Origin of the sequence: Limosilactobacillus sp. (genome assembly GCF_040772465.1) — a bacterium.
In the GTDB taxonomy this organism is placed as follows: domain Bacteria; phylum Bacillota; class Bacilli; order Lactobacillales; family Lactobacillaceae; genus Limosilactobacillus.
This window is the reverse complement of sequence record NZ_JAXGYB010000002.1, coordinates 95618-120404: the sequence shown is the minus strand read 5'-3', so window position 1 is coordinate 120404 and position 24787 is coordinate 95618. Positions and strand designations below refer to the sequence as shown.

22 protein-coding genes are annotated in these 24787 nt (G+C 43.4%); 19 read left to right on the top strand and 3 right to left on the bottom strand.

Translation table 11 applies throughout. From position 1 onward, the window contains the following. Window positions 1-39: 39 nt before the first annotated feature. From der to AB3114_RS02535, 3 genes are all read left to right on the top strand, one after another. Window positions 40-1353: a ribosome biogenesis GTPase Der gene (gene der, locus AB3114_RS02545; RefSeq protein ID WP_367341694.1), complete on the top strand. Its 1314-nt coding sequence runs from the start codon at window positions 40-42 to the stop codon at window positions 1351-1353. 213 nt (window positions 1354-1566) lie between these two features. Then, window positions 1567-1842, top strand: coding sequence for an HU family DNA-binding protein (locus AB3114_RS02540; protein ID WP_283582781.1), 276 nt, complete (start codon window positions 1567-1569; stop codon window positions 1840-1842). An 84-nt stretch (window positions 1843-1926) separates the two neighbouring features. After that, window positions 1927-3195: a tetratricopeptide repeat protein gene (locus AB3114_RS02535; protein ID WP_367341693.1), complete on the top strand. Its 1269-nt coding sequence runs from the start codon at window positions 1927-1929 to the stop codon at window positions 3193-3195. A 77-nt stretch (window positions 3196-3272) separates the two neighbouring features. On the opposite strand, the gene AB3114_RS02530 is transcribed toward AB3114_RS02535, so the two are convergent. Then, window positions 3273-4106 (bottom strand): phage integrase N-terminal SAM-like domain-containing protein, encoded by an 834-nt coding sequence (locus AB3114_RS02530; protein ID WP_367341692.1) that lies wholly within the window; start codon window positions 4104-4106, stop codon window positions 3273-3275. Between the two features lie 144 nt (window positions 4107-4250). Between AB3114_RS02530 and AB3114_RS02525 the strand changes: the two genes are divergently transcribed. From AB3114_RS02525 to AB3114_RS02510, 4 genes are read left to right on the top strand one after another with little or no spacing between them, the layout of a single operon-like run. Then, window positions 4251-5462, top strand: a complete 1212-nt coding sequence (locus AB3114_RS02525) for a CCA tRNA nucleotidyltransferase (RefSeq protein ID WP_367341691.1) — start codon at window positions 4251-4253, stop codon at window positions 5460-5462. Then, on the top strand, window positions 5462-7378 hold the full coding sequence (locus AB3114_RS02520) for an ABC-F family ATP-binding cassette domain-containing protein (protein ID WP_367341690.1): 1917 nt from the start codon (window positions 5462-5464) through the stop codon (window positions 7376-7378). The genes AB3114_RS02525 and AB3114_RS02520 overlap by 1 nt, the downstream gene beginning before the upstream one ends. Before the next feature lie 10 nt (window positions 7379-7388). After that, complete coding sequence (locus tag AB3114_RS02515; protein WP_367341689.1) at window positions 7389-8351, top strand: thymidylate synthase; 963 nt, start codon at window positions 7389-7391, stop codon at window positions 8349-8351. 10 nt (window positions 8352-8361) lie between these two features. After that, window positions 8362-8853 carry a dihydrofolate reductase gene (locus tag AB3114_RS02510; protein ID WP_367341688.1) on the top strand — a complete coding sequence of 164 codons (492 nt, stop codon included), beginning with the start codon at window positions 8362-8364 and terminating at the stop codon, window positions 8851-8853. Here AB3114_RS02510 and AB3114_RS02505 read toward each other — a convergent pair. Beyond that, entirely contained in the window at window positions 8839-9480 is a 642-nt protein-coding gene (locus AB3114_RS02505; protein WP_367341687.1) for a hemolysin III family protein, read from the bottom strand. The genes AB3114_RS02510 and AB3114_RS02505 overlap by 15 nt on opposite strands. Window positions 9481-9658: 178 nt before the next feature. Between AB3114_RS02505 and AB3114_RS02500 the strand changes: the two genes are divergently transcribed. The 10 genes from AB3114_RS02500 (at window position 9659) to AB3114_RS02455 (ending at window position 19310) form a co-directional block, all read left to right on the top strand. Beyond that, the gene (locus tag AB3114_RS02500; RefSeq protein WP_367341686.1) at window positions 9659-10501 is read left to right on the top strand and encodes a DegV family protein; all 843 of its coding nucleotides are present in this window, start codon (window positions 9659-9661) and stop codon (window positions 10499-10501) included. Between the two features lie 85 nt (window positions 10502-10586). Next, window positions 10587-11507: an SGNH/GDSL hydrolase family protein gene (locus tag AB3114_RS02495; protein WP_367341685.1), complete on the top strand. Its 921-nt coding sequence runs from the start codon at window positions 10587-10589 to the stop codon at window positions 11505-11507. Further along, window positions 11504-12124 (top strand): YpmS family protein, encoded by a 621-nt coding sequence (locus AB3114_RS02490; protein WP_367341684.1) that lies wholly within the window; start codon window positions 11504-11506, stop codon window positions 12122-12124. Before AB3114_RS02495 ends, AB3114_RS02490 begins: the two co-directional genes overlap by 4 nt. Before the next feature lie 13 nt (window positions 12125-12137). After that, a complete protein-coding gene (locus AB3114_RS02485) occupies window positions 12138-12362 on the top strand; it encodes a YozE family protein (RefSeq protein WP_367341683.1) in 225 nt (74 codons plus the stop codon). Between the two features lie 12 nt (window positions 12363-12374). After that, window positions 12375-13241, top strand: a complete 867-nt coding sequence (gene ylqF / locus AB3114_RS02480; RefSeq protein ID WP_367341682.1) for a ribosome biogenesis GTPase YlqF — start codon at window positions 12375-12377, stop codon at window positions 13239-13241. A gap of 3 nt (window positions 13242-13244) precedes the next feature. Further along, window positions 13245-14021, top strand: coding sequence for a ribonuclease HII (locus tag AB3114_RS02475; protein WP_367341681.1), 777 nt, complete (start codon window positions 13245-13247; stop codon window positions 14019-14021). A gap of 43 nt (window positions 14022-14064) precedes the next feature. Next, window positions 14065-14946, top strand: coding sequence for a DNA-processing protein DprA (gene dprA, locus AB3114_RS02470; protein WP_367341680.1), 882 nt, complete (start codon window positions 14065-14067; stop codon window positions 14944-14946). Between the two features lie 119 nt (window positions 14947-15065). After that, window positions 15066-17183: a type I DNA topoisomerase gene (topA, locus tag AB3114_RS02465; RefSeq protein ID WP_367341679.1), complete on the top strand. Its 2118-nt coding sequence runs from the start codon at window positions 15066-15068 to the stop codon at window positions 17181-17183. A 53-nt stretch (window positions 17184-17236) separates the two neighbouring features. Further along, window positions 17237-18448: a tyrosine recombinase XerC gene (gene xerC, locus AB3114_RS02460; RefSeq protein ID WP_367341678.1), complete on the top strand. Its 1212-nt coding sequence runs from the start codon at window positions 17237-17239 to the stop codon at window positions 18446-18448. After that, window positions 18429-19310, top strand: a complete 882-nt coding sequence (locus AB3114_RS02455) for an aldose 1-epimerase family protein (protein ID WP_367341677.1) — start codon at window positions 18429-18431, stop codon at window positions 19308-19310. Before xerC ends, AB3114_RS02455 begins: the two co-directional genes overlap by 20 nt. 52 nt (window positions 19311-19362) lie before the next feature. Here AB3114_RS02455 and plsY read toward each other — a convergent pair whose 3' ends face one another. Continuing rightward, window positions 19363-19992 (bottom strand): glycerol-3-phosphate 1-O-acyltransferase PlsY, encoded by a 630-nt coding sequence (gene plsY / locus AB3114_RS02450; RefSeq protein ID WP_367341676.1) that lies wholly within the window; start codon window positions 19990-19992, stop codon window positions 19363-19365. 191 nt (window positions 19993-20183) lie between these two features. On the opposite strand from plsY, the gene parE reads away from it, so the two are divergent. Beyond that, the gene (gene parE, locus AB3114_RS02445; RefSeq protein ID WP_367341675.1) at window positions 20184-22247 is read left to right on the top strand and encodes a DNA topoisomerase IV subunit B; all 2064 of its coding nucleotides are present in this window, start codon (window positions 20184-20186) and stop codon (window positions 22245-22247) included. Between the two features lie 15 nt (window positions 22248-22262). Further along, window positions 22263-24740 (top strand): DNA topoisomerase IV subunit A, encoded by a 2478-nt coding sequence (gene parC, locus AB3114_RS02440; protein WP_367341674.1) that lies wholly within the window; start codon window positions 22263-22265, stop codon window positions 24738-24740. Window positions 24741-24787: the final 47 nt, after the last annotated feature.

Below are 24787 nucleotides of genomic sequence, written 5' to 3'. Positions count from 1 at the left end.
GTGGCTGCGTCCTCTTTGTTTTTTGAAAGGAGGTATATGATGGCAACTCCCATTGTAGCCGTTGTTGGTCGCCCCAACGTCGGCAAATCAACACTTTTTAATCGCATTGCGGGAGAGCGTATTTCAATTGTGGAAGATACCCCTGGTGTCACTCGCGATCGGATTTATACTCACGCTGAATGGTTGGGAAAGCAATTTCGGATGATTGATACCGGTGGTATTGAAATGTCTGACCAACCGATGTTGACACAAATCCGGCAACAAGCCGAGATCGCTATTGATGAGGCAGACGTTATTGTGATGGTTGTTGACATCAATAGTGGGGTGACTGATGCCGATGAGCAAGTGGCTCGGATCCTCTATCGTTCACACAAACCAGTGATCCTTGCCGTTAATAAGGTTGATAATCCTGAGCGGCGAGCGGAAATTTACGATTTCTATTCACTTGGTTTAGGCGATCCTTATCCAGTTTCCAGTGTTCACGGGGTTGGCATTGGGGACCTTTTGGATGCGGTCTTGGATAAATTCCCTGAAGACGCTGCTAATGAGAAAGATAATTCAATTCACTTCTCACTTATTGGCCGTCCCAACGTTGGCAAATCCTCGTTAGTTAATGCCATTCTGGGGGAAAACCGGGTCATTGTTTCCAACGTAGCTGGTACTACCCGCGATGCAATTAATACCCAGTTTACAGATGACCAGGGCCGTCATTTTACAATGGTCGATACGGCTGGTATTAAGAAAAAGGGCAAGCTGTACGAAAATACTGAACGTTATGCCTTAATGCGCGCGATGCGTTCGATTGACGAATCCGACGTTGTCTTGGTTGTACTGAATGCTGATGAGGGCATCCGCGAACTCGATAAGCACGTTGCGGGCTACGCGCACGAAGCGGGGCGTGGAGTGATTATCGTGGTCAACAAATGGGATCTAATTAAGAACCACAACCAAGCGACAATGACCGATTTTACTAATCTTATCCGTTCACAGTTCCAATACTTATCCTATGCGCCAATTATTTTTGTTTCGGCTAAGACTAAACAGCGTTTAGGTCAATTGCCGGATTTAATTGCCAAAGTGGAACACCATCATCAGCGTCACGTTAAATCCAGTGTCTTGAATGACGTACTGGTCGATGCTCAAGCTGCTAACCCAACACCGCTTGTCAATGGCCAGCGGTTACGGATTTACTACATGACGCAAGTAGCAACGGCTCCACCCACTTTTGTCTGCTTTGTGAACGACCCTGACTTGATGCATTTTTCATATCAACGTTATTTGGAAAACAGAATTCGGGCGGCTTTTGACTTTACGGGAACACCGATTAAGTTGATCAGTCGAAGAAGACAATAATTAAAGTAACAAAATGTTAATTTCGGTACAAAGTTTCATTAAATCAAAAAAACTAAAAAAACGCCTAGAACCGCTTGCGGTGAGCGTTTCATTATGGTAACGTAAAAACCGAAATGATACGACTTTTCGTTATTATTTCGTTAATTTTGGACCACTCAAAATTAACTGAGCACTGCCGTAATTTTGGTTACGGCTTCTGGGAGGTGAATTCTAATGGCAAACAAGGCAGAATTGGTCAACGACGTTGCAGCTGCAACTGGCTTGACGAAGAAGGATGCAACTGCTGCAGTTGATGCAGTATTCAGCTCAATCCAGGCTTCACTTGCCAAGGGTGAAAAGGTACAACTCATCGGCTTCGGTAACTTCGAAGTACGTCACCGTGCCGCCCGCAAGGGTCGTAACCCACAAACTGGTAAGGAAATCCAAATTCCTGCAAGCAAGGTTCCGGCATTTAAGCCAGGCAAGGCTTTGAAGGATGCCGTTAAGTAATAATTAACGACAAAAAAATTGACGGTGGTCACTTGACCGCCGTTTTTGTTTTAGCTTTGAAGATAAGAGGGGGCAATCGCACACATGACTTACTCCGAACGCATGTTAGATCAGCTGGATAAAGGACAACTCAAAGAGGCTAAGAAGAGTTATATTTGGGCGTTGCGCAAGGATGATGATGACACCTTATTTAATCTAGCTGAAGAACTATATGGTTTAGGCTTTGATAAGCGTGCTAAACGAATTTACGAGAAACTGCTAAAATCATATCCCGATGACGATGAATTACGGACTAACTTGGCGGAGATTGCGATTGATGAAGGGCATAACGATCAGGCCTTAAATTATTTAGCAGCGATTAAACCAGGTTCTGATGCTTATGTCCAGTCACTTTTGGTTGCGGCTGACCTTTACCAAACTGAGGGTGAGTTAGAAGTTAGCGAAAGCAAGCTCCAGGAAGCATATCGTAAGGATCCGGATGAGCCTGCAGTGTTGTTTGCCAACGCCGAACTTTTTTACTTGATGGGAAACTTTGAACGTGCCGTCCCATTTTATTTTGCCTTGATCCAAAAGGGGTACACTAACTTTGCAAAGGTTGATTTAGCGGGCCGCTTAGCCATGTCATACGCCCAAAGCGGCCGTTATGAACAAGCTCTGGGTTACTTTAAACAAGTTGACCCGACATCACAAAATTCAGACATTCGTTTCCAAATGGGCATGACCCAGCTGCATTTAAAGGACTACACGTCTGCTGAACACACTTTATCTGATTTGATTGATAATGATCCCGATTATCCTTCTGCTTATCCGCAGTTAGCCATTGCTCAGGAAAAGCAGGGAAATTATGAAGGCGCATTGAAGACGATGCAGGAAGGCCTTGGGATTGACCAGTATAATGAACAATTGTTCATGATGGCAGGTCAGTTAGCTGATCGTTTAGGGAAAACCAAGCTAGGGAGCCAGTATCTGATTAAGGCTCACCAATTAAACCCCGAAAGCTTGACGATCACTTTAGCGTTGAGTGAGCATTTGATTCAGCAAGGTGATCATCGCGAGAATTTGGATCTATTGTTGCCACTGATCAATAATGACGAGGTGGATCCTCAAGTTGAGTGGAATCTGGCCCGTTCTTACCAGGCGCAGGAAGAATTAGAGAAAGCTGGTAAATTTTATCAAGCAGCTGCTCTAGGATTAAAAGACGATTCGCAATTTTTGCACGATTATGCCGATTGGGCTCGTGAGAGCGGGGATTTGCAAACAGAAAAAAGCGCTCTTCGTCGGTATGTCAAGCTGGTGCCAACCGATACAGAGATGGTCCAACGATTAGATGAATTAACAGACGAAAATTATTAACGAAACAACTTCAGGGAGGATGGAACGTGATTCCCAAGTCTTCAACGACTGCTGGCACGTTTCCATGCTCCTTTTTTTTAGAGATTATTCTGAATCAATAATTTTTTAAAGTAGAGCAACGACTGGGGGTCCAAATTAAGGACCTGTTCAATTTCATGATCCGATTTTCCTTCAAGACGTTTGAGCTGATAACAAACGTACGCTTGGTGGAGTTTCGCTGGTGAGATTGTAAAGCCGATATATTCTTGATCGCTTTTGAGATATTTATGTAGAGCAGGGTTGGTTAACTGCGGATGGTTTAAATCAAGGCGCTTCTTTAAAAAGATGTCGGAGGAAGCTTGTTTTTCTTGAATTGGCCGGATGAAGTCTTGATAAGATTGCCGAAAGTTCAGTTCTTCTTGATTTTGGGACTTCATCTTTTGATATACCTTGTAAAACCCGGGTTGAAGGAATTCGTTGACGGTGTAACCGTGTGCCAAAAGCAGGAGAGTCATCCTGGTGTAAAAATGAAGGTGTGAATCGGCTAAGACCGCATCCATTTTTTTCAACCAAACAAAGTTAATATCGGTCTTTTCACTTACTTGCTTGCCATGTAGGGGAAGAGTGGGTAGTTGGTCAGAGAGATGGTGTGAAAAGAGATAGGTAAAATAGCGGTTCAGTTGAGTCAGTGTTTTATTGTAGGATCCAAGGGTAATTTGACGGCTTTGCTGGAGGTAATCAAAAAAAGACCGGACGTCTGTTTCATTAACTGAACGGATTCCATCGGCTAACGATTGAGGTCGGTTGGCTAGCAGGAAAGTGTAAAAAGCCGTAATTGTCGATTCATAACTAGCAATCGTGGTTGGTGATAGCGATTGGGTCTTTAAAAATAACGCGAAATTTTTTTGGTAAGGGAATTGCAACTTTGACATTTTGACCGTTCCTTTCTAATATATAATTATTTACCTTAACTTACCACAAAAAAGAAACTATAACAACAACCCCCACAACTAACATTTGCTTCATATATTTGTTAAAATGAAAAAGTGAAATCCGTAATTAAGGAATGACGAATAATGAAAATAGAGCAGTTACCAAAAATATTTAATCCAGCACGTCCAATTCTTCAACGGTTAGAAAAAGCTGGGTATGAAGCCTATTTTGTCGGCGGATGCGTCCGCGATACTTTATTAGGTGATGACATCCACGACATTGATATTGCTACCAGTGCATATCCAAAAGAAGTGAAATCGCTTTTTGACCATACGGTTGATACCGGCATCGAGCACGGTACTGTAATGGTTTTGGATAATCATCATAGCTATGAAATTACAACTTTCCGTACTGAATCCGGCTATCAAGACTACCGGCGTCCTGACAAGGTGACCTTTGTCCGTTCACTTCTAGAGGATCTTAAACGCCGCGATTTCACCATTAACGCCTTAGCAATGAAAGAAAATGGTGAAATCATTGATGAATTCAATGGATTAGGGGACTTAAAGCGTCAGCTCATTCGGGCAGTTGGTGATCCTGATACTCGTTTCCACGAAGATGCTTTGCGAATGATGAGGGCTGTTCGCTTTGCCAGTCGTCTTAATTTCAAAATCGACGATGCCACTGTAAAAGGGATTAGTGATAATGCATCACTGCTTTCCAAGATTGCTGTTGAGCGGATTCAAGTGGAAATGCAAAAACTTTTATTAGGGCAGAACGCATCCGCTGGTTTATCGGTAATGCTTAAGACCAACCTCTATAAGTACTGCCCAGGATTAGCTGACTATAAAAATGAGTTAGGTCAGTTAGTTTTATCAAACCGCTGGCCTTTGGATAATCCAACTCAGGCTTGGAGCACGTTGGCAGTGGCCCTCTATCTGCAGTCCGACGAACTTGTTAAGTTCTTACGTAGTTGGAAATTATCTAATAAATTGATCGATGATGTTAAGAAAGTGGTACCTGCAGTTACCTCCATTAAACGTCGTTCATTCACTCGAGAGGAAATGTTTGAAGCAGGCCAGGATGGCTTGTATAATGCTAACCGCGTTGCCGCAATTTTCAATTGGAATATGATGCAAAGTGAGCTTGATAGTGCATACCAGCACTTACCGCTAAAATACAAAAAAGAATTAGCTATCAATGGTTCTGACTTGCTAGATGCTCAAGTCGTTAAGCCCGGACCAGAAATGGGCAAGTTGATTCATGATCTACAAGTCAAGGTTTTGTATGGTAAATTGCCAAATAACCACGAAAAGTTAATGGAATACGTTAAACAAGAAAGGGGCCAACAATAATGCAAACCCTGCGTGCTGAAGGGTTAACAAGCACTTATGGCGAAAAGATACTTTTTAAAAATGTTTCATTCCTGATTAAAGAACATGACAGAATTGGTTTAATCGGTGTTAATGGCAGCGGAAAGACGTCTCTTTTAAACGTAATAGCTGGCCTTAACAGTCCAGAAGCTGGATCTTTTGAAAAACCAAAAGATTACTCCATGGGTTATCTTTTACAACAACCAAAGCTGGATCCGAACAAAGACATTCTTGATGCTGTTTTGGCTGGTGACCAATCTTTATTTCAGTTGATTCGTCAGTATGAGCGAGTATTACAGACGGTTAGTCAACACCCTGAAGATCAATCCGCATTAAGTCAATTAAATGACTTACAGTTAAAGATGGACCAACAAAATGCATGGGAAGTTCAAAGCCGTGTTGAAACAGTCTTAACTCAACTAAAAATTAAAGATATGAACCAGCGGATTGGCCAAATGTCTGGTGGTCAGCAAAAGCGGGTTGGTTTAGCCCAAGTACTGATTCAACAACCCGATTTATTACTATTGGACGAACCTACAAACCACTTAGACTTTGACTCAATTATCTGGCTGCAGGATTATCTCGCAAAATATCGCGGGGCTGTTTTGGTTGTCACCCATGATCGATACTTTTTGGATGAAGTAACCAACCATATTTGGGAATTATCTTTTGGTAAGTTGTATCAGTATGATGGCAATTACCAGGAATATGTCCGTCAAAAAGCTGAGCGAGAAGAAAAAGCTGCTACAGCTGAACACAAGCGCCAGCAATTGTATAAAAAAGAGCTGGCTTGGATGCGTACTGGTGCCAAAGCGCGGTCTACCAAACAAAAAGGTCGCATTAATCGCTTTAACGAACTGAGTCAACACGTCGGCAAGTTAAAAACTGAGGGTAGCGTTGATATCGGTTTAGGTTCTCAGCGTTTAGGCAAAGATGTCCTAAGTATGAAAGACGTTAACCTAAAATTAGGTGATCACCAACTACTGAAAAACTTTGATTGGCTTGTCAAACCAGGTGACCGGATTGGTATTACCGGAGAAAATGGGGCAGGAAAAAGTAGTTTGCTGAACGTGATCGCTGGGAAAGTCCCCGTTGATAGTGGGACAGTCAAATTGGGTGAAACCGTCAAACTCGGTTACTACACTCAACAAACTGAACCCATTGACGAAGATATGCGGATGATTAACTACCTCAGTCAAGTGGCGGATAGCGTTACAGATGCTAATGGCCAGCGGGTCAGCGTCACACAATTGTTGGAACGTTTCTTGTTCCCACGTTTCATGCACGGAACGTTGATTCGCAAACTTTCTGGTGGTGAACAACGTCGTTTGTATTTGCTTAAAATACTGATGCAGCAACCTAATGTTTTGTTGTTGGACGAACCGACGAACGATTTAGATATTAGCACGCTGACTGTTCTAGAAGATTACATTGATAACTTTAATGGAACTGTCATTACTGTCTCTCACGACCGCTATTTCTTGGATAAAGTGGCTACTGATCTCTTGATCTTTGATGGTAACGCCAAAATTGAGCGCTACACTGGTCTTTTTACCGACTATCTGCAAGACCATCTGTCATCCAAAAAGTCCAATACACAAAAAACTTCATCAAATCAACCAAAGTCGAAGAAGACAAAGGACACCACTAAAAAGTCTAGTTCAAAGAAAACCAAACTTACTTATAAGGAAAAGTTAGAGTGGAAAGATCTTGAACCTGCTTTGGACAAACTGGATCAGCAAATCAAAGAAGTTCAAAATGAAATGGCTGCTAACGGCAGTAATTACGATAAACTTGCCGACCTTCAGAAGCAGTTAGATCAACTCAACCAAGAGAGTGATACTAAGATGAAACGCTGGGAGTATCTCAGTCAATTTGTTGACAATGACCAACTGTGAGGAGTTAAAAATGAGTATTAATGAAAATGAGGATCAATATCTCAATTTGGCGCGTTATGTAATGGAAAACGGCCATTTTAAGGATGATCGAACTGGAACGGGTACCCGTTCTGTTTTTGGCTATCAGATGCGCTTTAATTTACAAAAGGGTTTCCCAATCCTAACCACTAAACGGGTCCCATTTGGCTTAATTAAAAGTGAATTGCTGTGGTTTTTGCGTGGGGATTCGAATATTCGTTTCCTTCTGCAACACAAAAATCATATTTGGGATGAGTGGGCCTTTAAAAATTGGGTCAATAGTGATGAATACCAAGGTCCAGACATGACAGACTTTGGCCGCCGTTCACTGAAAGATCCGGAATTCAATAAAGAATATCAAACACAAAAAAAGATGTTCTGTCAACGGATTTTGGATGATGAAAATTTTGCTAAGAAATATGGTGAACTTGGCAACATTTACGGCAAGCAGTGGCGTCATTGGCGCACGAGCAATGGTCAATTTATTGACCAGTTAGGTAACGTCATTGAACAAATTAAAACTAATCCTCATTCGCGCCGTCTGATTGTGACTGCTTGGAATCCTGAGGATGTGCCTAGTATGGCTTTACCGCCTTGCCATACGATGTTCCAATTTTACGTGAACGACGGCAAATTAAGTTGCCAGTTGTATCAGCGAAGCGCCGATATTTTCTTAGGTGTACCTTTTAATATCGCTAGTTATGCTTTACTGACCCACATGATTGCTCACCAGTGCCATCTGCAAGTGGGCGATTTTGTACATACGTTGGGCGATGCTCATATTTATATCAACCACTTTGATCAGATTAAGGAACAACTGTCCAGAACACCACACGCTGCACCAAAACTGATTTTGCCTGACGAACCGAAGCCAATTGACCAGTATCAAATGTCCGATATCCAACTGGAAGGATATACTCATGAAGGTTCAATTAAGGCACCAGTAGCAGTTTAAGAGGTTGCTTATGTTAAATTTTATTTGGGCGCAAGACCGCAATGGTACCATTGGTTATCAGGGGTCGATGCCTTGGCATTCACATGAGGATATGGTGCACTTTCGCAAGTTAACCACTGGCCATCCAGTTGTAATGGGACGGAAAACCTTCGAATCCATGGGCAGTCGTCCCTTACCTCACCGTGATAACTATGTTTTAACTCATTCATCTTTGCAATTACCTGGAGTTCATCAACTTTCATCCCTAAGCGAGGTCAAACGACTCCTATCTTCGACAAAAGAAGATATTTTTGTGATTGGTGGCGCAACTGTTTTTCGCCAATTATTGCCATTGGCAGATTGCTTATATCAAACGATTTTGGATGGCAAATATCCATCGGATACAAAAATGCCACCGTTAAATATGAAACGGTGGCACTTGGTTAGCCAAAAGAAAGTTGTTGCTAGTCGCGATGGTGAACCCAATTGTACTTTTAATACGTGGGCATTAACAGCACAATAGGATGGAAAAGTACATTAACGTTGTTCCAATTAGAACGAAGATGTGCCAAATAAGATGCGTATAGGCAGTTGGAAAACTGTATAAGATTGCTCCCAGGGTGAAGGTGATACCACCTGCCAAGAGCAAACTAAAGCCCAAAGGACCTAGAGCATCCCAAAGTGGGAAAAATGCTATCATGCAAAGCCAGCCCATTACGACATAAAGAATTGTCGACAGGTGACTTTTGCCGTGATTTTTGAGGTGAATGGCTTTGTGGACAACTCCTAAGATAGCTAAAGCCCATATCACGCCAAAAAGGGTCCAACCTAACCACCCACGAATAGCAACTAAGCAATATGGGGTGTAGGTAGCCGCGATGACGAGAAAGATCATGGAATGATCAAAAATTCTGAAAACATGACGTGCGCGCGTGTAGATAAGGGCATGATACAGACATGATGATAGGTAAAAGAGAATTAAGACTGCTCCATAAATGCTGAAAGTCACAACTCTCATGGGACTACCGGTATTCACTGCCTTGATGATAAGAAACACAAGACCCACAATTGACATGATTGCTCCCAGTCCATGGGTAACAGCATTACCAATTTCAATTAAAAGTGTTTTTTTAGGATTTACGATGGTCATATAATTAATTAACCTCCTAAAGCAGACTCTTATGGATTCAATGAAATTAAGTAGAACTTCTGTTATACTGACAATAACATGGTTTTTCTACTTAGCTAGTATTAAAAATGCGCTTGCTAGTTTTGATAACTAGATATATTATAGCATAAAAGAATTATCTAGGAAGTGTTATGTCGCAATGGCTAAAATTAAGATTGTAGCTGATTCTTCAGCTGGTTTAACCGAAGACGAAATTAAAAAATATGGTATCACGATCATCCCCCTCAATGTCATGATCGATGGGACTATTTATGTTGAACGGGAAACTATTACTAACGATCAGTTCCCGCAAATGATGGCTAATGCTAAGTCATTGCCAACCACTTCACAACCACCAATTGGCAAATTCGTTGAGACATTTGATAAATTGGGTGAAGATGGTAGTGAGGTCCTTTGTGTTACTATGATGGCCTCAATTTCAGGAACTGTCCATACCGCTGAGCAAGCAGCCAACATGTCTAAGACAAAAGTAACGGTTTATGATTCCCAAAGTACTGATCGTGGTATGGCATTTGAAATTATTGAAGCTGCCAAGGTGATCGAAGCAGGCGGTACTGTCGACGATGCTGTTGCGCGGATGAAAGAAGTGCTGAGCAAATCAAAATTGTACCTGGCAATCGATAACCTTCACAACTTAGTGGCTGGCGGCCGAATTAATCGCTTTGCAGGAGCTCTCTCCAGTTTGCTCAATATTAAAGTGATGCTTCAAGTCTATGGCGGGCAAATCCATATTGCTATGAAAGGCCGTGGCACTAAAGCTATCCATAAAGAATGGGATAAGATCCTGCAAAACATGAGTGAAGGTCCTACAGTTAAGGCCATTGGTATTTCCCATGTGGAAGGTATGAAGGAAGTTAATCGTCTAAAGGATCGGTTAACGAAGTTGTATCCTAAGATTCCAATTGTGGTTCGCGAGACCGTCCCAATTATTGCCACTCATACTGGAATGGGTGCCTGTTGTCTAATGTATTTCACTGAATAAATTATTGAGGCTGCGTGAACCGTTGGGATTGCGCAGCCTTGCTTATTGAAAGGGTGAATCGTGGTTGAAAAAAGCTGTCAAAATAATGGTCGGTATCGTTATAGTGATGCTGATTGCAGCAACTGGATATTGGTTTTATCTGAGCAGGCCTTCAACTGCTCCGCAAAATCATGTTCACACTCATCGTCAAATCAAAAAAGTAAAAAAGCATATTCATCTCTATGCTATTGGTGATTCATTAACGTATGGTCAAGGTGACGAGCAGAAAAAGGGTGGCTACGTCAGCATCGTTGCTCACAAAATCCATCACCATTACCACACGAAAGTTAGCACAGTTAACTATGGGGTTAGTGGTGATCGTTCTGATCAGATCTTATACCGTCTTAATCACCAAAAACAGATGCGTCATGATTTACGCAAAGCCGATGTGATTACGATGACCGTTGGCGGCAATGATCTAATGCAGACATTGGAAAAGATCATTAGCACGAATAGTGAAAAAGAGATTAATTCCGACGTTGCTAAGAGTGGTAACCAATACCAGCAGAAATTGACAAAACTGATGGCTGCCATTAGAAAAGAAAATCCACGTGCACCAATTTTTGTCTTAAGTATTTATAATCCCGTCTACACGTATTTTGCTAATGTCACGTCAATCACCCGATCGATTGCCCAGTGGAATCGTATTACGAGTGAAACCGTGGGCGAAGACAATAATGCTTATTTCGTCAACATCGATCACTTAATGTCTTATGGCCAGTACCACAGCAAAGCATCACGGCAAAAGCTCGTCCATGCTGCGCAGAAGAGCGGTACGGATCAACTTTCACAAAAACAAGTGACATCGATTCTGAACCATAAAAATCAGAACTTAAATAACTATATTTCTACTGAAGACAACTTTCACCCTAACCACCGTGGCTACGAAAAAATGGCGGATCGCCTATTCAAGTCAATGCAACATCACAATGGTTGGGCTTATCAGAAAAGTGAGGCTAACAAATGACAGAAAAAAGATCATCGCAAGGGCATCAGCATAATTGGTGGAAATGGGCTTTCTTTGCTCTTGTAGCAATTTTACTTATTTCTGGTGGGGTGGTTTATCACAAAATCACTGCTCCCGTTCCTTCCAACATGATGGGTACCCCAGCGTACCGTAAAACGGATAACGCAGTGCAAGTTGATCTTAACCGCAAACAAGTTAATGCCTTATCCTCCAATTACCTCAATCATTTTTTGCACAATAGTAAAATTAAGTATCGGTTCATCGTCGGGCCTAAGTATGCCACTCTGATTGGCAAAACTAAGGTCTTGGGAGCTAAAGTACAGTTTGCCTTGAATTGTGTTCCTAAGAGGTTAAGCAATGGTAATGTCTTGCTTAGGGCCAAGGGCTTAGCTGTCGGCCGTTTAAATTTACCGGTTAGTTTTGTGATGGGCTATGTAGAAAATACCTATAAATTACCAAAGTGGGTTACTATTAACCAACACTCTAAGACCGTCCTTCTTGATTTAAATAAATACAGTCGTAGCAAGCAACTGCGCTATTCAGCTAAGGAAATCAACATGACAAAGGGGCAATTTAAGATCCAAATTGCTATCCCACCACATAGTCAAACACGCTAGGAGGAAGTCAATCATGTATCGGCAAAGTTTTTACCATTTTTTGATGACTTTGCGTCAGCCGAATAAACCGGATGAAGTTGAACAATTTGCTAATAATGCTTTTTACGATTCTGCGTTTCCAAAGCAATCCCAAAATTTTGAAGAAATTTCTCATTACTTGGAGGAAAACGCGGATTACCTGCCAACCATGACAATTTTTGATAAAGCTTGGCAAATGTATTTGGACAAAATGAACTAGGAGGAATTATCAATGGCTGATATTCAATGGTTTCCTGGTCATATGGCGAAAGCACTGCGTTTAATCCGGGAAAAGATGTCGCAAGTTGATATTGTTTTTGAGTTGGTTGACGCGCGGATACCATACTCTTCGCAAAACCCGGAAGTTGCTCTAGCCGCAGGACAGAAACCACGTCTGCTAATTCTTACAAAAGCTGATCTCGCCGATCCTAATATTACCCAGCAATGGCTTGACTACTTCAATCACCATAATCAGGCTGCCATCGCACTTGATTCCCGTGGCAATAAGATTAAGGGTCAAGTTACCTCAACCGTCAAAAGAATTCTTCATGATAAATTGGCTGCGGAAAAAGACAAAGGTATGAAGAAGAGACCAATCCGAGCCATGTGCGTTGGTGTCCCTAATGTTGGTAAGTCGACGCTTTTGAACCATTTAGTCGGCAAAAACGTGGCAGCTACTGCCAACCGTCCCGGGGTTACGACTGGACAACAATGGCTTCGTTCGTCTGCCGACTTGGAACTGCTGGATACTCCAGGTGTATTATGGCCAAAATTTGCCAATCAGGATCAAGCAAAACTGCTGGCTATCAGTGGGGCCATTAAAGACAGCCTTTACCCCAAAGATGACGTGGCTTTATATGCTCTCCAGTATTTACGCAAGTTCCGCCAAAAAGAACTGATGAATCGCTACCGTTTGTCAGAGCAGGATTTCGAAGAGAGTGTCAGTGACGCTGACCTGCTACTGACTATCACCGCTAAGATGGGTTTTCGCGATGACTATGATCGCGGCAGTGAACGCCTTATTTTTGAGATTCGGCGCGGCAAACTGGGTAAAATTTCACTGGAAAGCCCACAAGATCTATCAGATAAGCAGGAATAGACCATGACAAAATCAAGAAAAACTGTTAAGCAAATTCGTGACTTGCTAAAACAAGTCAGCTCTACAGAAGATCCGTTATTCCTCAGTTTAAAGGCGGACGACAGGCGAGGTGTGCAACAGGCACTGCAGAGTACTCGTCGCCGGCTAAAACGCCAAGAAGCCGCCCAGGCAGCCTTTAGAAAACGTTTTGCTTACGAAAAAGCTCTATGGTCCCATGGCAACCAGTATGTCGCTGGCATGGACGAAGTAGGGCGGGGCCCCTTAGCTGGTCCGGTCGTCACCTGCGCAGTGATTCTCAACCCCGATTTCGATTTAGTGGCAGTTACGGATTCCAAGCAACTGACGCGACACGAGCGAGAATCTCTGTACCTCAAAATCGTAAACGAAGCGGTGGAAGTTAGCATAGCTGTCAACGATAGACAAACAATTGATCAGCTTAATATCTACGCGGCCACTCAGCAGGCAATGCTGAGATCAGTGGCGCATCTGCACCATCGACCAAGTCACTTGATTGTCGATGCAGTCCCGCTAAAGACACCAATTCCACAAACAACCTTAATCAAGGGCGACCAGAAGAGCATCAGTGTGGCAGCTGCTAGTATCGTGGCCAAGGAATACCGTGATCACTTAATGCGCGATTATGATCGCCTGTATCCTGAATATGGATTTGCACAAAACATGGGTTACGGGACAGCGCAACATTTAAAAGCCCTGCAGCAATACGGTGCTACACCGATTCATCGCCGTTCTTTTGCCCCAGTAAAAAAATATTTAAAGTAATCAAAATGATTCCTCCGTATCTTTATGATGGGAGGAATTTTTTATGCAACCACGAGAGTTCTTATTACGCTTAGCATTATGCAAAGGTATTGGAATACTATCAAAGTATCATCTTTGGCAACAGGCTAGCAGCACTTACTGCTTTGATGATATGGCTAAGATTGCAAATGGAGCGGGGCTGACTTTGAATTCACAAACAGCCTTGATGAATAATTGGTCAAGCAAAAAGTTAGACGAAACTATTCAATTCAACCAATCTCAGCACTTTATCACGATCTTAGATGATCTCTATCCGCCACAGCTTAGGGAAAGCTATTGCCCGCCAATTGTGCTTTTCTATCAAGGTAATGCTGATTTAATGCGTGACGATAAGTGTTTAGCCGTTGTAGGCAGTCGACAAATGACAACCTATGGGCAATCCGTTGTGAGAGGCCTAATTCCGCCGATGGTTAAACATCATTTGACGATCGTCAGTGGCTTAGCACGGGGGATTGACTCCACTGCCCAACAAGTCGCCTTGCATTTTGGCGGACATACGATTGGCGTCATTGGATCTGGATTAGACCAGGCTTATCCCCCAGAAAATGAATCACTGCAGGCATTAGTGGCCGAAAAAGGGCTTGTCATCAGTGAATATCCTTTAGGAACACCGCCGTTGCCTTACCATTTTCCTGAACGCAACCGCATTATTGCAGGACTTTGTCATACTTGCTTGGTGGTAGAAGGTAAAAAGAAAAGTGGCAGTTTAATTACGGCTAACATCGCTTTACAGGAAAATCGTAATGTCTGTGCCGTCCCTGGTCGAATTGACGCGCCCTTATCTGTCGGTTGTAACGAGTTAATTGCGGCCGGAGCAAAGCCGATTCTTTGTGCCAATGATCTGCTAAATGAATTTCGCTTTCCGTCAAATTTAGCTGACTACTAAGGTAAAGAAAATATTATTAGTTTGACATCACCGCGTTAATGCAATATGCTGATTTTGGTTTGATCATTATTTTAGTGATTAATTTGAAAGTAAAATTTTATGCAGTAAGGAGCCTGACAATGGCAACCAAAAAATCAACGAAAACAACCACGCGGCGGCGTACACGTACAAATACGCGGAAGCTTGTAATCGTTGAGTCACCTTCCAAGGCAAAAACAATCGGGAGATTCTTAGGCAGAACCTACAAGGTTGTGGCCAGTTTGGGTCATATCCGTGACTTGCCTAAGAGCCGGATGGGTGTCGAAATCGATAACAATTACAAGCCAGAATATATTTCTATCCGTGGTAAGGGCGATGTAATTAAGGGCCTTCGCCGTGATGCCAAAAACGCTAAGGCAATTTACCTCGCATCTGACCCTGACCGTGAAGGAGAAGCAATTGCGTGGCACGTATCTAATATTTTAAAACTCGATCCTAAAGGAAAAAACCGCGTTACCTTTAACGAAATCACTAAAGATGCGGTAAAAGATGCCTTTAAGGAACCGCGTTCTATCAATATGGATCTGGTCGATGCTCAACAAGCTCGCCGTGTTTTGGATCGTTTGGTGGGTTACTCAATTAGTCCAATTCTGTGGAAAAAAGTTAAGACAGGCTTAAGTGCTGGTCGTGTCCAGTCCGTTGCCTTAAACCTCATTATTAAACGCGAGCAGGCCATCCGTGACTTCAAACCCGTCGAATACTGGTCCATTGATGCTGAATTTGCGAAGGGCAAAGAGCATTTCCAAGCCAGTTTCTTTGGCCAACACGGCAAAAAGATGGACTTGCACAATAATGACGATGTGCAAAAAGTTTTAGCCCAAATCGATAAAAAATCACCTTTTACGATCAGTAAAGTCACTCGACGTGAACGGCGGCGGATGCCGCAGCCACCGTTCACTACTTCTACTTTGCAACAAGAGGCCAACCGCCGTTTGAATTACCGCACTCGCAAAACGATGATGGCTGCCCAACAATTGTATGAAGGAATTAACATTGGTCAGGGTGCCGCTGTTGGTTTGATTACTTATATGCGGACTGACTCGACACGGATTGCTTCAGTAGCTAAGCATGAAGCTTCTAAATTTATTCACGAAAAATACGGGGCAGAATATGCTGCCGCTAAACCGGTTAAGGGTAAGATGCAAGAAGGTGCTCAAGATGCGCACGAAGCCATTCGTCCGACATCTGTTTACCGCACTCCAGCAGAGATGAAACAGTACCTGACTAACGATCAGTACCGCTTGTATTCGTTAATTTGGTCGCGTTTTGTGGCCAGTGAAATGACTGCACAGGTTGTCGACACAATGAGTCTGACAATTAGCCAAAATGACGTGGATTTCCGCGCAACCGGGTCGAAAGTGAAGTTTCCGGGCTTTACCAAAGTTTATCATCGCAGCAACAAGGATACCGATAACTTGTTGCCTGACTTGGCAGATGGTGATCAAGTCAAAATGGTTAAAGATGATCCTGCTCAGCACTTTACCCAACCACCGGCACGTTACACAGAAGCCGCTTTAGTTAAAACTTTGGAAGAAAACGGTGTGGGTCGTCCTTCAACTTATGCCCCAACACTGGACACCATTCAACGTCGTTACTACGTGCGTCTGGTAGCACGGCACTTTGAACCAACTGAATTAGGGGAGATTGTTAATAAGATTATTGAAAAGCAGTTCCCTGAAATCGTTGACGTCAAATTTACTGCCGATGTTGAACACAATTTGGACCAAATCGAAGAAGGCAAACGCCAGTGGGTTCAAGTGGTGGATCAATTCTTTAAGCCGTTTGAAAAAGAAGTCGATGCCGCTGAAAAGCAAGTGGAAAAAATCCAAATGCGGGATAAATTAGCTGGCATTAACTGTGACATTTGTGGTGCACCGATGGTTGTAAAAATGGGGCGTTATGGCAAATTCTACGCCTGCTCCCGTTTTCCAAATTGTCGGAACACCAAGGCAATCGTAAAGGACACGGGAGTCACTTGTCCGAAGTGTGGCAAAGGGACAGTCGTTGAACGCAAGTCAAAGAAGAACCGAACTTTCTACGGTTGCTCACGTTATCCTGATTGTGATTTTGTATCGTGGGATCAACCAATTGCACGAAAATGTCCAAAGTGTGGGCACTTCTTAGTTGTGAAGAAATTAAAAGGCGGTCAACAGATCGTTTGTCCAAATGGTGATTACAAGGAAAATGAGCAAAAGTAATGTTTATCACTCCTTTTCAACGTGCTCTTGCGGCACCCGAAAGGGGTGTTTTTATGTCTGAAATTAAAATTGCTGATATTTTACACGGAAGTAAGCTATCTACCAACGATCAAAACAATCTGATCAAGACTGCTGAAAACTTTCAACACTTTTTTGACGTGACCAGGAGCTTTCCTGGCTGGAATTGCGTCAGCAGTCGTGAACTTGCTATTTATGTTGAAGGGTTAAACCAGAGCAACGTAGACAGTCAGGTGATTAGTCAGAAACTGGATCAGCTTAGCCAGATTGGCCAGATTCTAGTCGATAATGATGTGCTTAAGCAAAATACACTAACCTATTCTTCCCTCTATCAAGACTACTTGACATCTGAACGTCAGTATTCCGACGATACGGTGAAAGCTTACTTAGAAGATCTCAAGGGATTCAAAAAATTTCTGGAAGATAATAATGGCTTTAGCAGTTGGCAAGCGGTTGATTCTTTAGACGTGCAGGTCTTTTTATCACAATTACGTGATGAGCAGGATGCATGGTCAACCGTTTCGCGAAAAGTCTCCAGTCTGCGTTCCTTTTATGATTTTTTAGAACGCAATCAGCTGATTGACCATAATCCTTTTGAGGATGTTTTAATTAAAAGACGATCGCGCACTTTACCCCGGTATTTCTACGAAAAAGAAATGACCGCTCTCTTTCAAGCTGCTGATGGAGAAGGAAAACCTCTCGATTTCCGCAACCGTGCAGTGCTGGAATTACTATACGCAACGGGAATGCGGGTTAGCGAGTGTGCTAACCTTCAGCTTTCTCAAATTGACGAAAACGTGCGTATGATCCTGGTCGAAGGTAAAGGTGGCAAGCAGAGATACGTGCCTTTTGGTCACTATGCCTTAGATGCTCTTCACAGGTATTACAAGCATTGTCGTCAGCCCTTGATGGCTAAGTTTCATCAAGATCACGAGCGAGTTTTTATCAATGCTCACGGTAAGCCAATCACCAGCGCTGGAATATCTTATTTGTTACAACAAGTTATGAAACGCAGCACACTCACTGGTAACATTCATCCCCACATGCTCCGCCATACCTTTGCAACGCATCTACTAGATAACGGTGCAGATATCCGCAGCGTACAGGAGTTACTTGGCCACGCCAGCCTCTCTACAACACAAATCTATACACACGTCACACGTCAAAAGCTGCGTCAAAGTTATGACAAGTTTTTCCCACGTGCCACAGAAAAGAAAGGATATCTTCATGATAAAAATTCAAAATGACAATTTACGGGTGCAGATCGATCCCCATGGCGCACAGATGCACAGTATCAAACTACGAAACTCATCTAGTGAATACCTATGGCAAGGCAACTCTAATTTTTGGGATCGGCAAGCTCCAATCCTGTTTCCGTTCGTCGGACGTTTAAAAGATGATCAATATGAATTCGCTGGCAAAATCTACCACCAAACTCAACATGGTTTTGCTCGTGATAGCGACTTTACTGTTGTTGCACAATCAGCAGATGCTGTGACTTTTCGTCTGCAAGATAATGTTCAAACTTTGCTTGCATATCCGTTTAAGTTTACGTTAGATGTGCAATATAAATTGATTAAGCAAACAATTCAAGTTTCATATAAAGTAACTAATCCGGATCAAAACCAAGATTTACTTTATTCAATTGGTGCCCACCCAGGATTTCACATCCCCCTAGAACATGATCATTTTGAAGATTATCAGTTAGTAATGCGACCAGCAAAAAAATATCAGTTAAGCAAATTAGTAGGCTCCTACAATGATCTCGGGACTGTCAACAACGATCCTCTGGATTTTTCAAAAGCAAGAGCCGTCAATCACCAACTTTTTAAAGACGATGTCCTCACATTAGTGACTCAGGGCGAACCCGTTTTAATCAAATTGTGGAATCCTGAAAATAAACATGGTATTCAATTAGGTGCCAAAGACGCGCAATTCGTGGGCCTATGGTCTTCTTATCCAGCAAAGGGTGACTTCGTATGTATCGAACCATGGTGGGGGATTGCCGACAATGTCAACACTGACGGTCAATTAATTCATAAACAGGGGATTCATTCACTTGATGCCCACCAAAGCGCTAACTATCAATTTGTAATCGAAATTTTCTAAATAAAAAGCGACTTTTGACGTTGGGTCAAAAGCCGTTTCTTTTTCGAATTTCTTAATGTTGGTGGTGCTGTCTCAAGTAGTTACCCAAGCCAAAAGATACCATTGATTCTTTGCCCTGAATGATTCGCATGATATTACTGCGGTGTCGAATAAAGACCAACACGGTCAGAATACCAGCCACGATTGATAATATGACGTCGCCTTCTACTAGGGCAATGATAAAAATGGTGGAAATCCCAACCATACTGGCGATGCTGGCCATACTGGTCAACAGCAGCATGGCTACAAAGACGGCAGCCGCCAAAATAAAAAGCGGGGGATTGTAAGCCAGCAAAATACCAGCACTAGTGGCAACTGCTTTACCACCATGAAAGTTATCAAAGATGGAAAAAGTGTGACCGAGAGAAGCAAAAATACCGATCAAAAGGGGATTAACTGCGGGATACATATGAAGAATGTAAGGCTGACTGGCAGCTAGCGTCCCTTTCAATATATCTACTAACAAAACGATTATTCCGGCACGAGTACCTAATACCCGGAAAGCATTGGTTGTACCAATATTGCCGCTGCCTTCTTTACGAATATCCTTGTTGTACATTAATTTACCAACCCATAATCCTGAAGGAATTGAGCCCAGGAAGTAGGCGATTACTATCATCAAGCCAATTAGGAAAATATGCATTGTAGTTATTTAATTCTCCTTGTTAATTCTTAACCTTTTAATCTTATCATGGTTCAATTATTACTGCCAGCTAATCATCAGCGCAATTCAGGATTTGCGCCTTTTTCTATTGTTCGTTATTATAGTATGGTATCGTTTTTTTCGTGGCGCCGCTAAAAAGATAGACGCCGCTAAATTTGGAGGGGATCATTATGGCAAAGTATGATGATGCTTCAATCAAAATCCTCAAGGGCCTTGAAGCCGTTCGCAAACGTCCCGGCATGTACATTGGCTCTACTGACACCCGTGGGCTTCACCACATGGTCTATGAAATTGTAGACAATGCCGTTGACGAAGCTCTGTCGGGTTATGGCAATGAAATTCAGGTTACGATTGGTGCTGACAATTCTATTACAGTAGTGGACCACGGACGTGGGATGCCAGTGGGAATGCATGCTAGTGGCAAACCGACGCCTGAAGTTATTATGACTGTCCTGCACGCTGGGGGGAAATTTGGCCAGGACGATGGCTACAAGACTTCTGGTGGCTTGCACGGGGTTGGTGCGTCGGTCGTCAATGCATTATCTACTCACTTGACGCTTTCGATTGTCCGCGACCACACTCTCTATCGTGAAGAATTTGAAAATGGTGGACATCCTGTTGGCACATTGAAAAAACTCGGCCATACTTCGACTGCTAGTGGGACCACGGTTTCATTTAAGCCTGATCCTAAAATCTTTACAACGACTACCTTTGATTTTAATACCTTGGCCCAACGTCTTCGTGAATCGGCTTTCCTCTTGAAGGGAATTAAAATCACTTTGACTGATCAACGCCCCGGTCAAGAGCAAACTCAGGTTTATCACTATAAGGATGGAATTAAAGAGTTTGTCGACTACCTGAACGAAGGTAAAGACGTCTTAGGTAAGGTGATGTATTTTGATGGTAAGGAAGATGGCGTCGAAGTAGAAGTCGCTGCCCAGTACAACGATGGTTACTCCGAAAACATCCTCAGTTTCGTCAATAACGTCCGAACACCTGATGGTGGGACCCACGAAGCCGGTTTCCGTAGTGGTTGGACTAAAACCTTTAATGACTACGCGCGCAAAGTCGGCTTGCTTAAAGAACGCGACAAAAACCTTGAAGGGTCTGACGTGCGGGAAGGCCTGACTGCTGTCGTATCCGTGCGCATTCCCGAACGGATTCTGCAATTTGAAGGGCAAACTAAGGATAAGCTAGGCACACCTGAAGCCCGTAAAATCGTCGACTCAATTGTCAGCGACCAACTATCATATGAATTGATGGAAAACGGCGATTATGCCCAGGATTTAATCCATAAGGCCTTGCGTGCCCGCAAGGCTCGTGAAGCAGCCCGGAAAGCGCGGGATATCTCACGCGGCAAGCGTAAGAATAAAAAGGAACGCAACTTATCCGGTAAGCTAACTCCAGCACAGTCGAAAAATGCTAAGAAAAATGAGCTCTTCTTGGTCGAAGGTGACTCAGCCGGCGGGAGTGCTAAACAAGGCCGTGATCGTCGATACCAAGCCATCCTTCCTCTTCGTGGGAAAGTATTGAACACCGAAAAAGCTAAGCTTGATGACGTTCTGAAAAATGAAGAACTCAATACGATCATCTATACCGTCGGTGCTGGTGTCGGGGCAGATTTCAATATCGAAGATGCCAATTACGATAAAGTGATTATCATGACTGATGCCGATGATGATGGCGCGCATATTCAAATTTTGCTCCTGACTTTCTTTTACAAGTACATGCGGCCGATGATTGAAGCAGGGCGTGTTTACATTGCTCTACCACCACTGTACCGTTTGCAACGCGGCAAGGGGGCTAAGACAACAATCCAGTACGCATGGACCAATGAAGAGTTAGCTAAACTGACGAGCAAGGGCCGTGGTGGCTCACTCCAGCGGTTTAAGGGTCTTGGAGAAATGAACGCTGATCAATTGTGGGAAACGACGATGAATCCCGAAACCCGGACCCTCATCCGTGTCCGGATCGAAGATGCTGCAATGGCTGAACGTCGGGTAACTACTCTTATGGGCGATAAAGTGGAACCCCGTCGTGAATGGATTGACAACAATGTCCAGTTTACGCTAAACGATAGTGACAGCGATCAACTGGAAGCTAGCCGTCGCCAGATGCGAAGTGGCACTCATCGCAAGACCAAGCATAGCAAAGGCAGCCAAGTTAGTTCACGTTCACCAAAACACACTCCTCATACTCACAATCAAACAGGACAACTCGATTTAAATATTTAAGGAGGGAACTGAAACGTGAGTGAACCAAAGATTAGGGAAGAAACACTTGAACAGTTAATGGGTGATCGTTTCGGTCGTTACTCCAAAGCCATTATCCAAGAACGGGCTTTACCTGACATCCGGGATGGACTCAAACCTGTTCAGCGGCGGATTCTCTTTGCAATGAACAAAGACGGCAACACCTACGATAAAGGATTCCGCAAATCAGCCAAGTCCGTTGGTAACGTCATGGGTAATTACCACCCCCATGGCGATAGTTCAATCTACGAAGCCTTAGTCCGGATGAGTCAGGACTGGAAACTGAGAGAGCCATTGATTGAAATGCACGGTAATAATGGTTCAATGGATGGTGATCCACCGGCCGCCATGCGTTACACTGAGGCACGCCTCAGCAAGATTGCTGGGCTGATGCTTCGTGATATCGACAAAGACACCGTCGATATGACCTTAAACTTTGACGATACCGAAAAGGAACCAACCGTTCTGCCAGCACGTATTCCGAACCTGTTGGTTAACGGGGCAACGGGTATTTCTGCTGGTTATGCTACCGAAATTCCGCCGCATAACCTAAGTGAGGTCATCGATGCTTTAACTTATTTGATGAAGCATCCCGATGCTAGCTTGGACGACCTAATGCAGATTATTCCGGGTCCTGACTTCCCAACCGGGGGAATTATTCAGGGTGTTGACGGTATTCGCAAAGCTTATTCTAAGGGCCGCGGGCGGATTGTCGTGCGCGCCAAAACTGAAATTGAAAACCTGCGCGGCGGCCGTCAACAAATTAACGTCACTGAAATTCCGTATGAAGTTAATAAGGCCCAATTAGTAAAACGAATTGATGACCTGCGGATCAACAAAAAAGTTGAAGGACTGGCAGAAGTCCGCGATGAAACCGACCGTACTGGTTTGCGAATTGCCATCGAGCTGAAACGGAAAGCTGATGCCCAGGGGATTCTTAACTATCTGTTCAAGAATACTGACCTGCAAATCAACTACAATTTCAACATGGTCGCCATCGAAGATCAGCGACCACAACGGGTAGGGTTGAAAGAATTCTTGCGTGCCTACCTAGTATTCCAGCAAGAAATTATTACCCGACGGACACGTTTTGACCTTAATAAAGCAGCCAAACGCTTGCACATCGTCGAAGGGCTGATTAAGGCTCTGTCCATTTTGGATGAAGTAATCCATACCATTCGCTCCAGTAAAAACCGTGCCAATGCCAAGCAAAACTTGATTGATCAGTACGAATTTACCGATGATCAAGCCGAAGCCATCGTGACCTTGCAATTATACCGGTTAACTAACACGGACGTGACTGATCTCCAAAAAGAGCAGCGCCAGCTACAATCTAAGATCAAGGAATACCATCATATCTTAGATGATCCGAAAGAGCTGAACCGGGTCCTGCAAAACGAACTGACTGCAGTTAAAAAAGAGTTTGGCAATCCCCGCCGAACGAAGATTGAGCAACACGTCGCTAAATTAACGGTCGCCCGTGAAGTGACGGTTGCTGATGAACAAGTGGTCGTACTGGTTTCACATGCTGGCTACATCAAGCGCAGCAGCTTACGTTCGTTTAATGCTTCGCCGATTGACGATAACGGCTTGCGTGAAGATGATTACCCAATTATGATCCAGCAAAGCTCGACGCTTAATCATCTGTTTATGTTCACGAATAAGGGCAATTTAATTTACCGTCCAATCCATGAATTATCGGACGTGCGCTGGAAAGACATGGGTGAACACCTTTCGCAAACTGTCGGCCTGGCTGATAATGAAGTGATTATCAAGGCTTTCACTTTTGACAAGTTAGACATGCCTGGTAGTTTCATCATGGCTACTTCTGATGGTCAAATCAAGCAAACCAAGATGAGTGATTATGCTCCAGGCAGTCGTTATAAGACACATGCTTCTAAGTACATTAAGCTCAAGAGCAAGGATGCAGAAGTCGTCAATGTCAGCTACTATGAACCTGACAGCAGTGCCAAACAGTCCATCTTATTGACGAGCCGGCAAGCTTATGCCCTGCGCTTTGACGTGGCAGAGGTGCCGACAACTGGCGTTCGAACTGGTGGGGTCCGTGGTATTAACCTGAAAGATGACGACCACTTATCCAGCATGAACTTAGTTTCTGAAGACCAACATCTAGCCGTGATTACGCAACGCGGCTCATTTAAGCTGATGAAGGTCGCTGATATCGAATTAGGCAGCCGGGCACGACGGGGCAATTTGATTTTGCGGCATCTCAAACGTAATCCACATGAACTGGCTGCGGCAATTGCGTTTGATCCTAACTATGACGGCAATGTTGAAGTAATCACTAGTCGCCCGCAGATCGTCGAAATCCCGGTTAAAGATCATCACGTCAGCGTTCCACAATCCAATGGTATGTTTGTGATTGACGTTGATAGTCAGGGTGAACCACGTACTATCAGGATGCCATTGGTTGTGAAATCAACCGCTAAAACCCATAGTAATGACAATGCTTAATAACTAGTTCCCAATTGCAGAACTGAAAGTGGTAAAATTGTGATGTA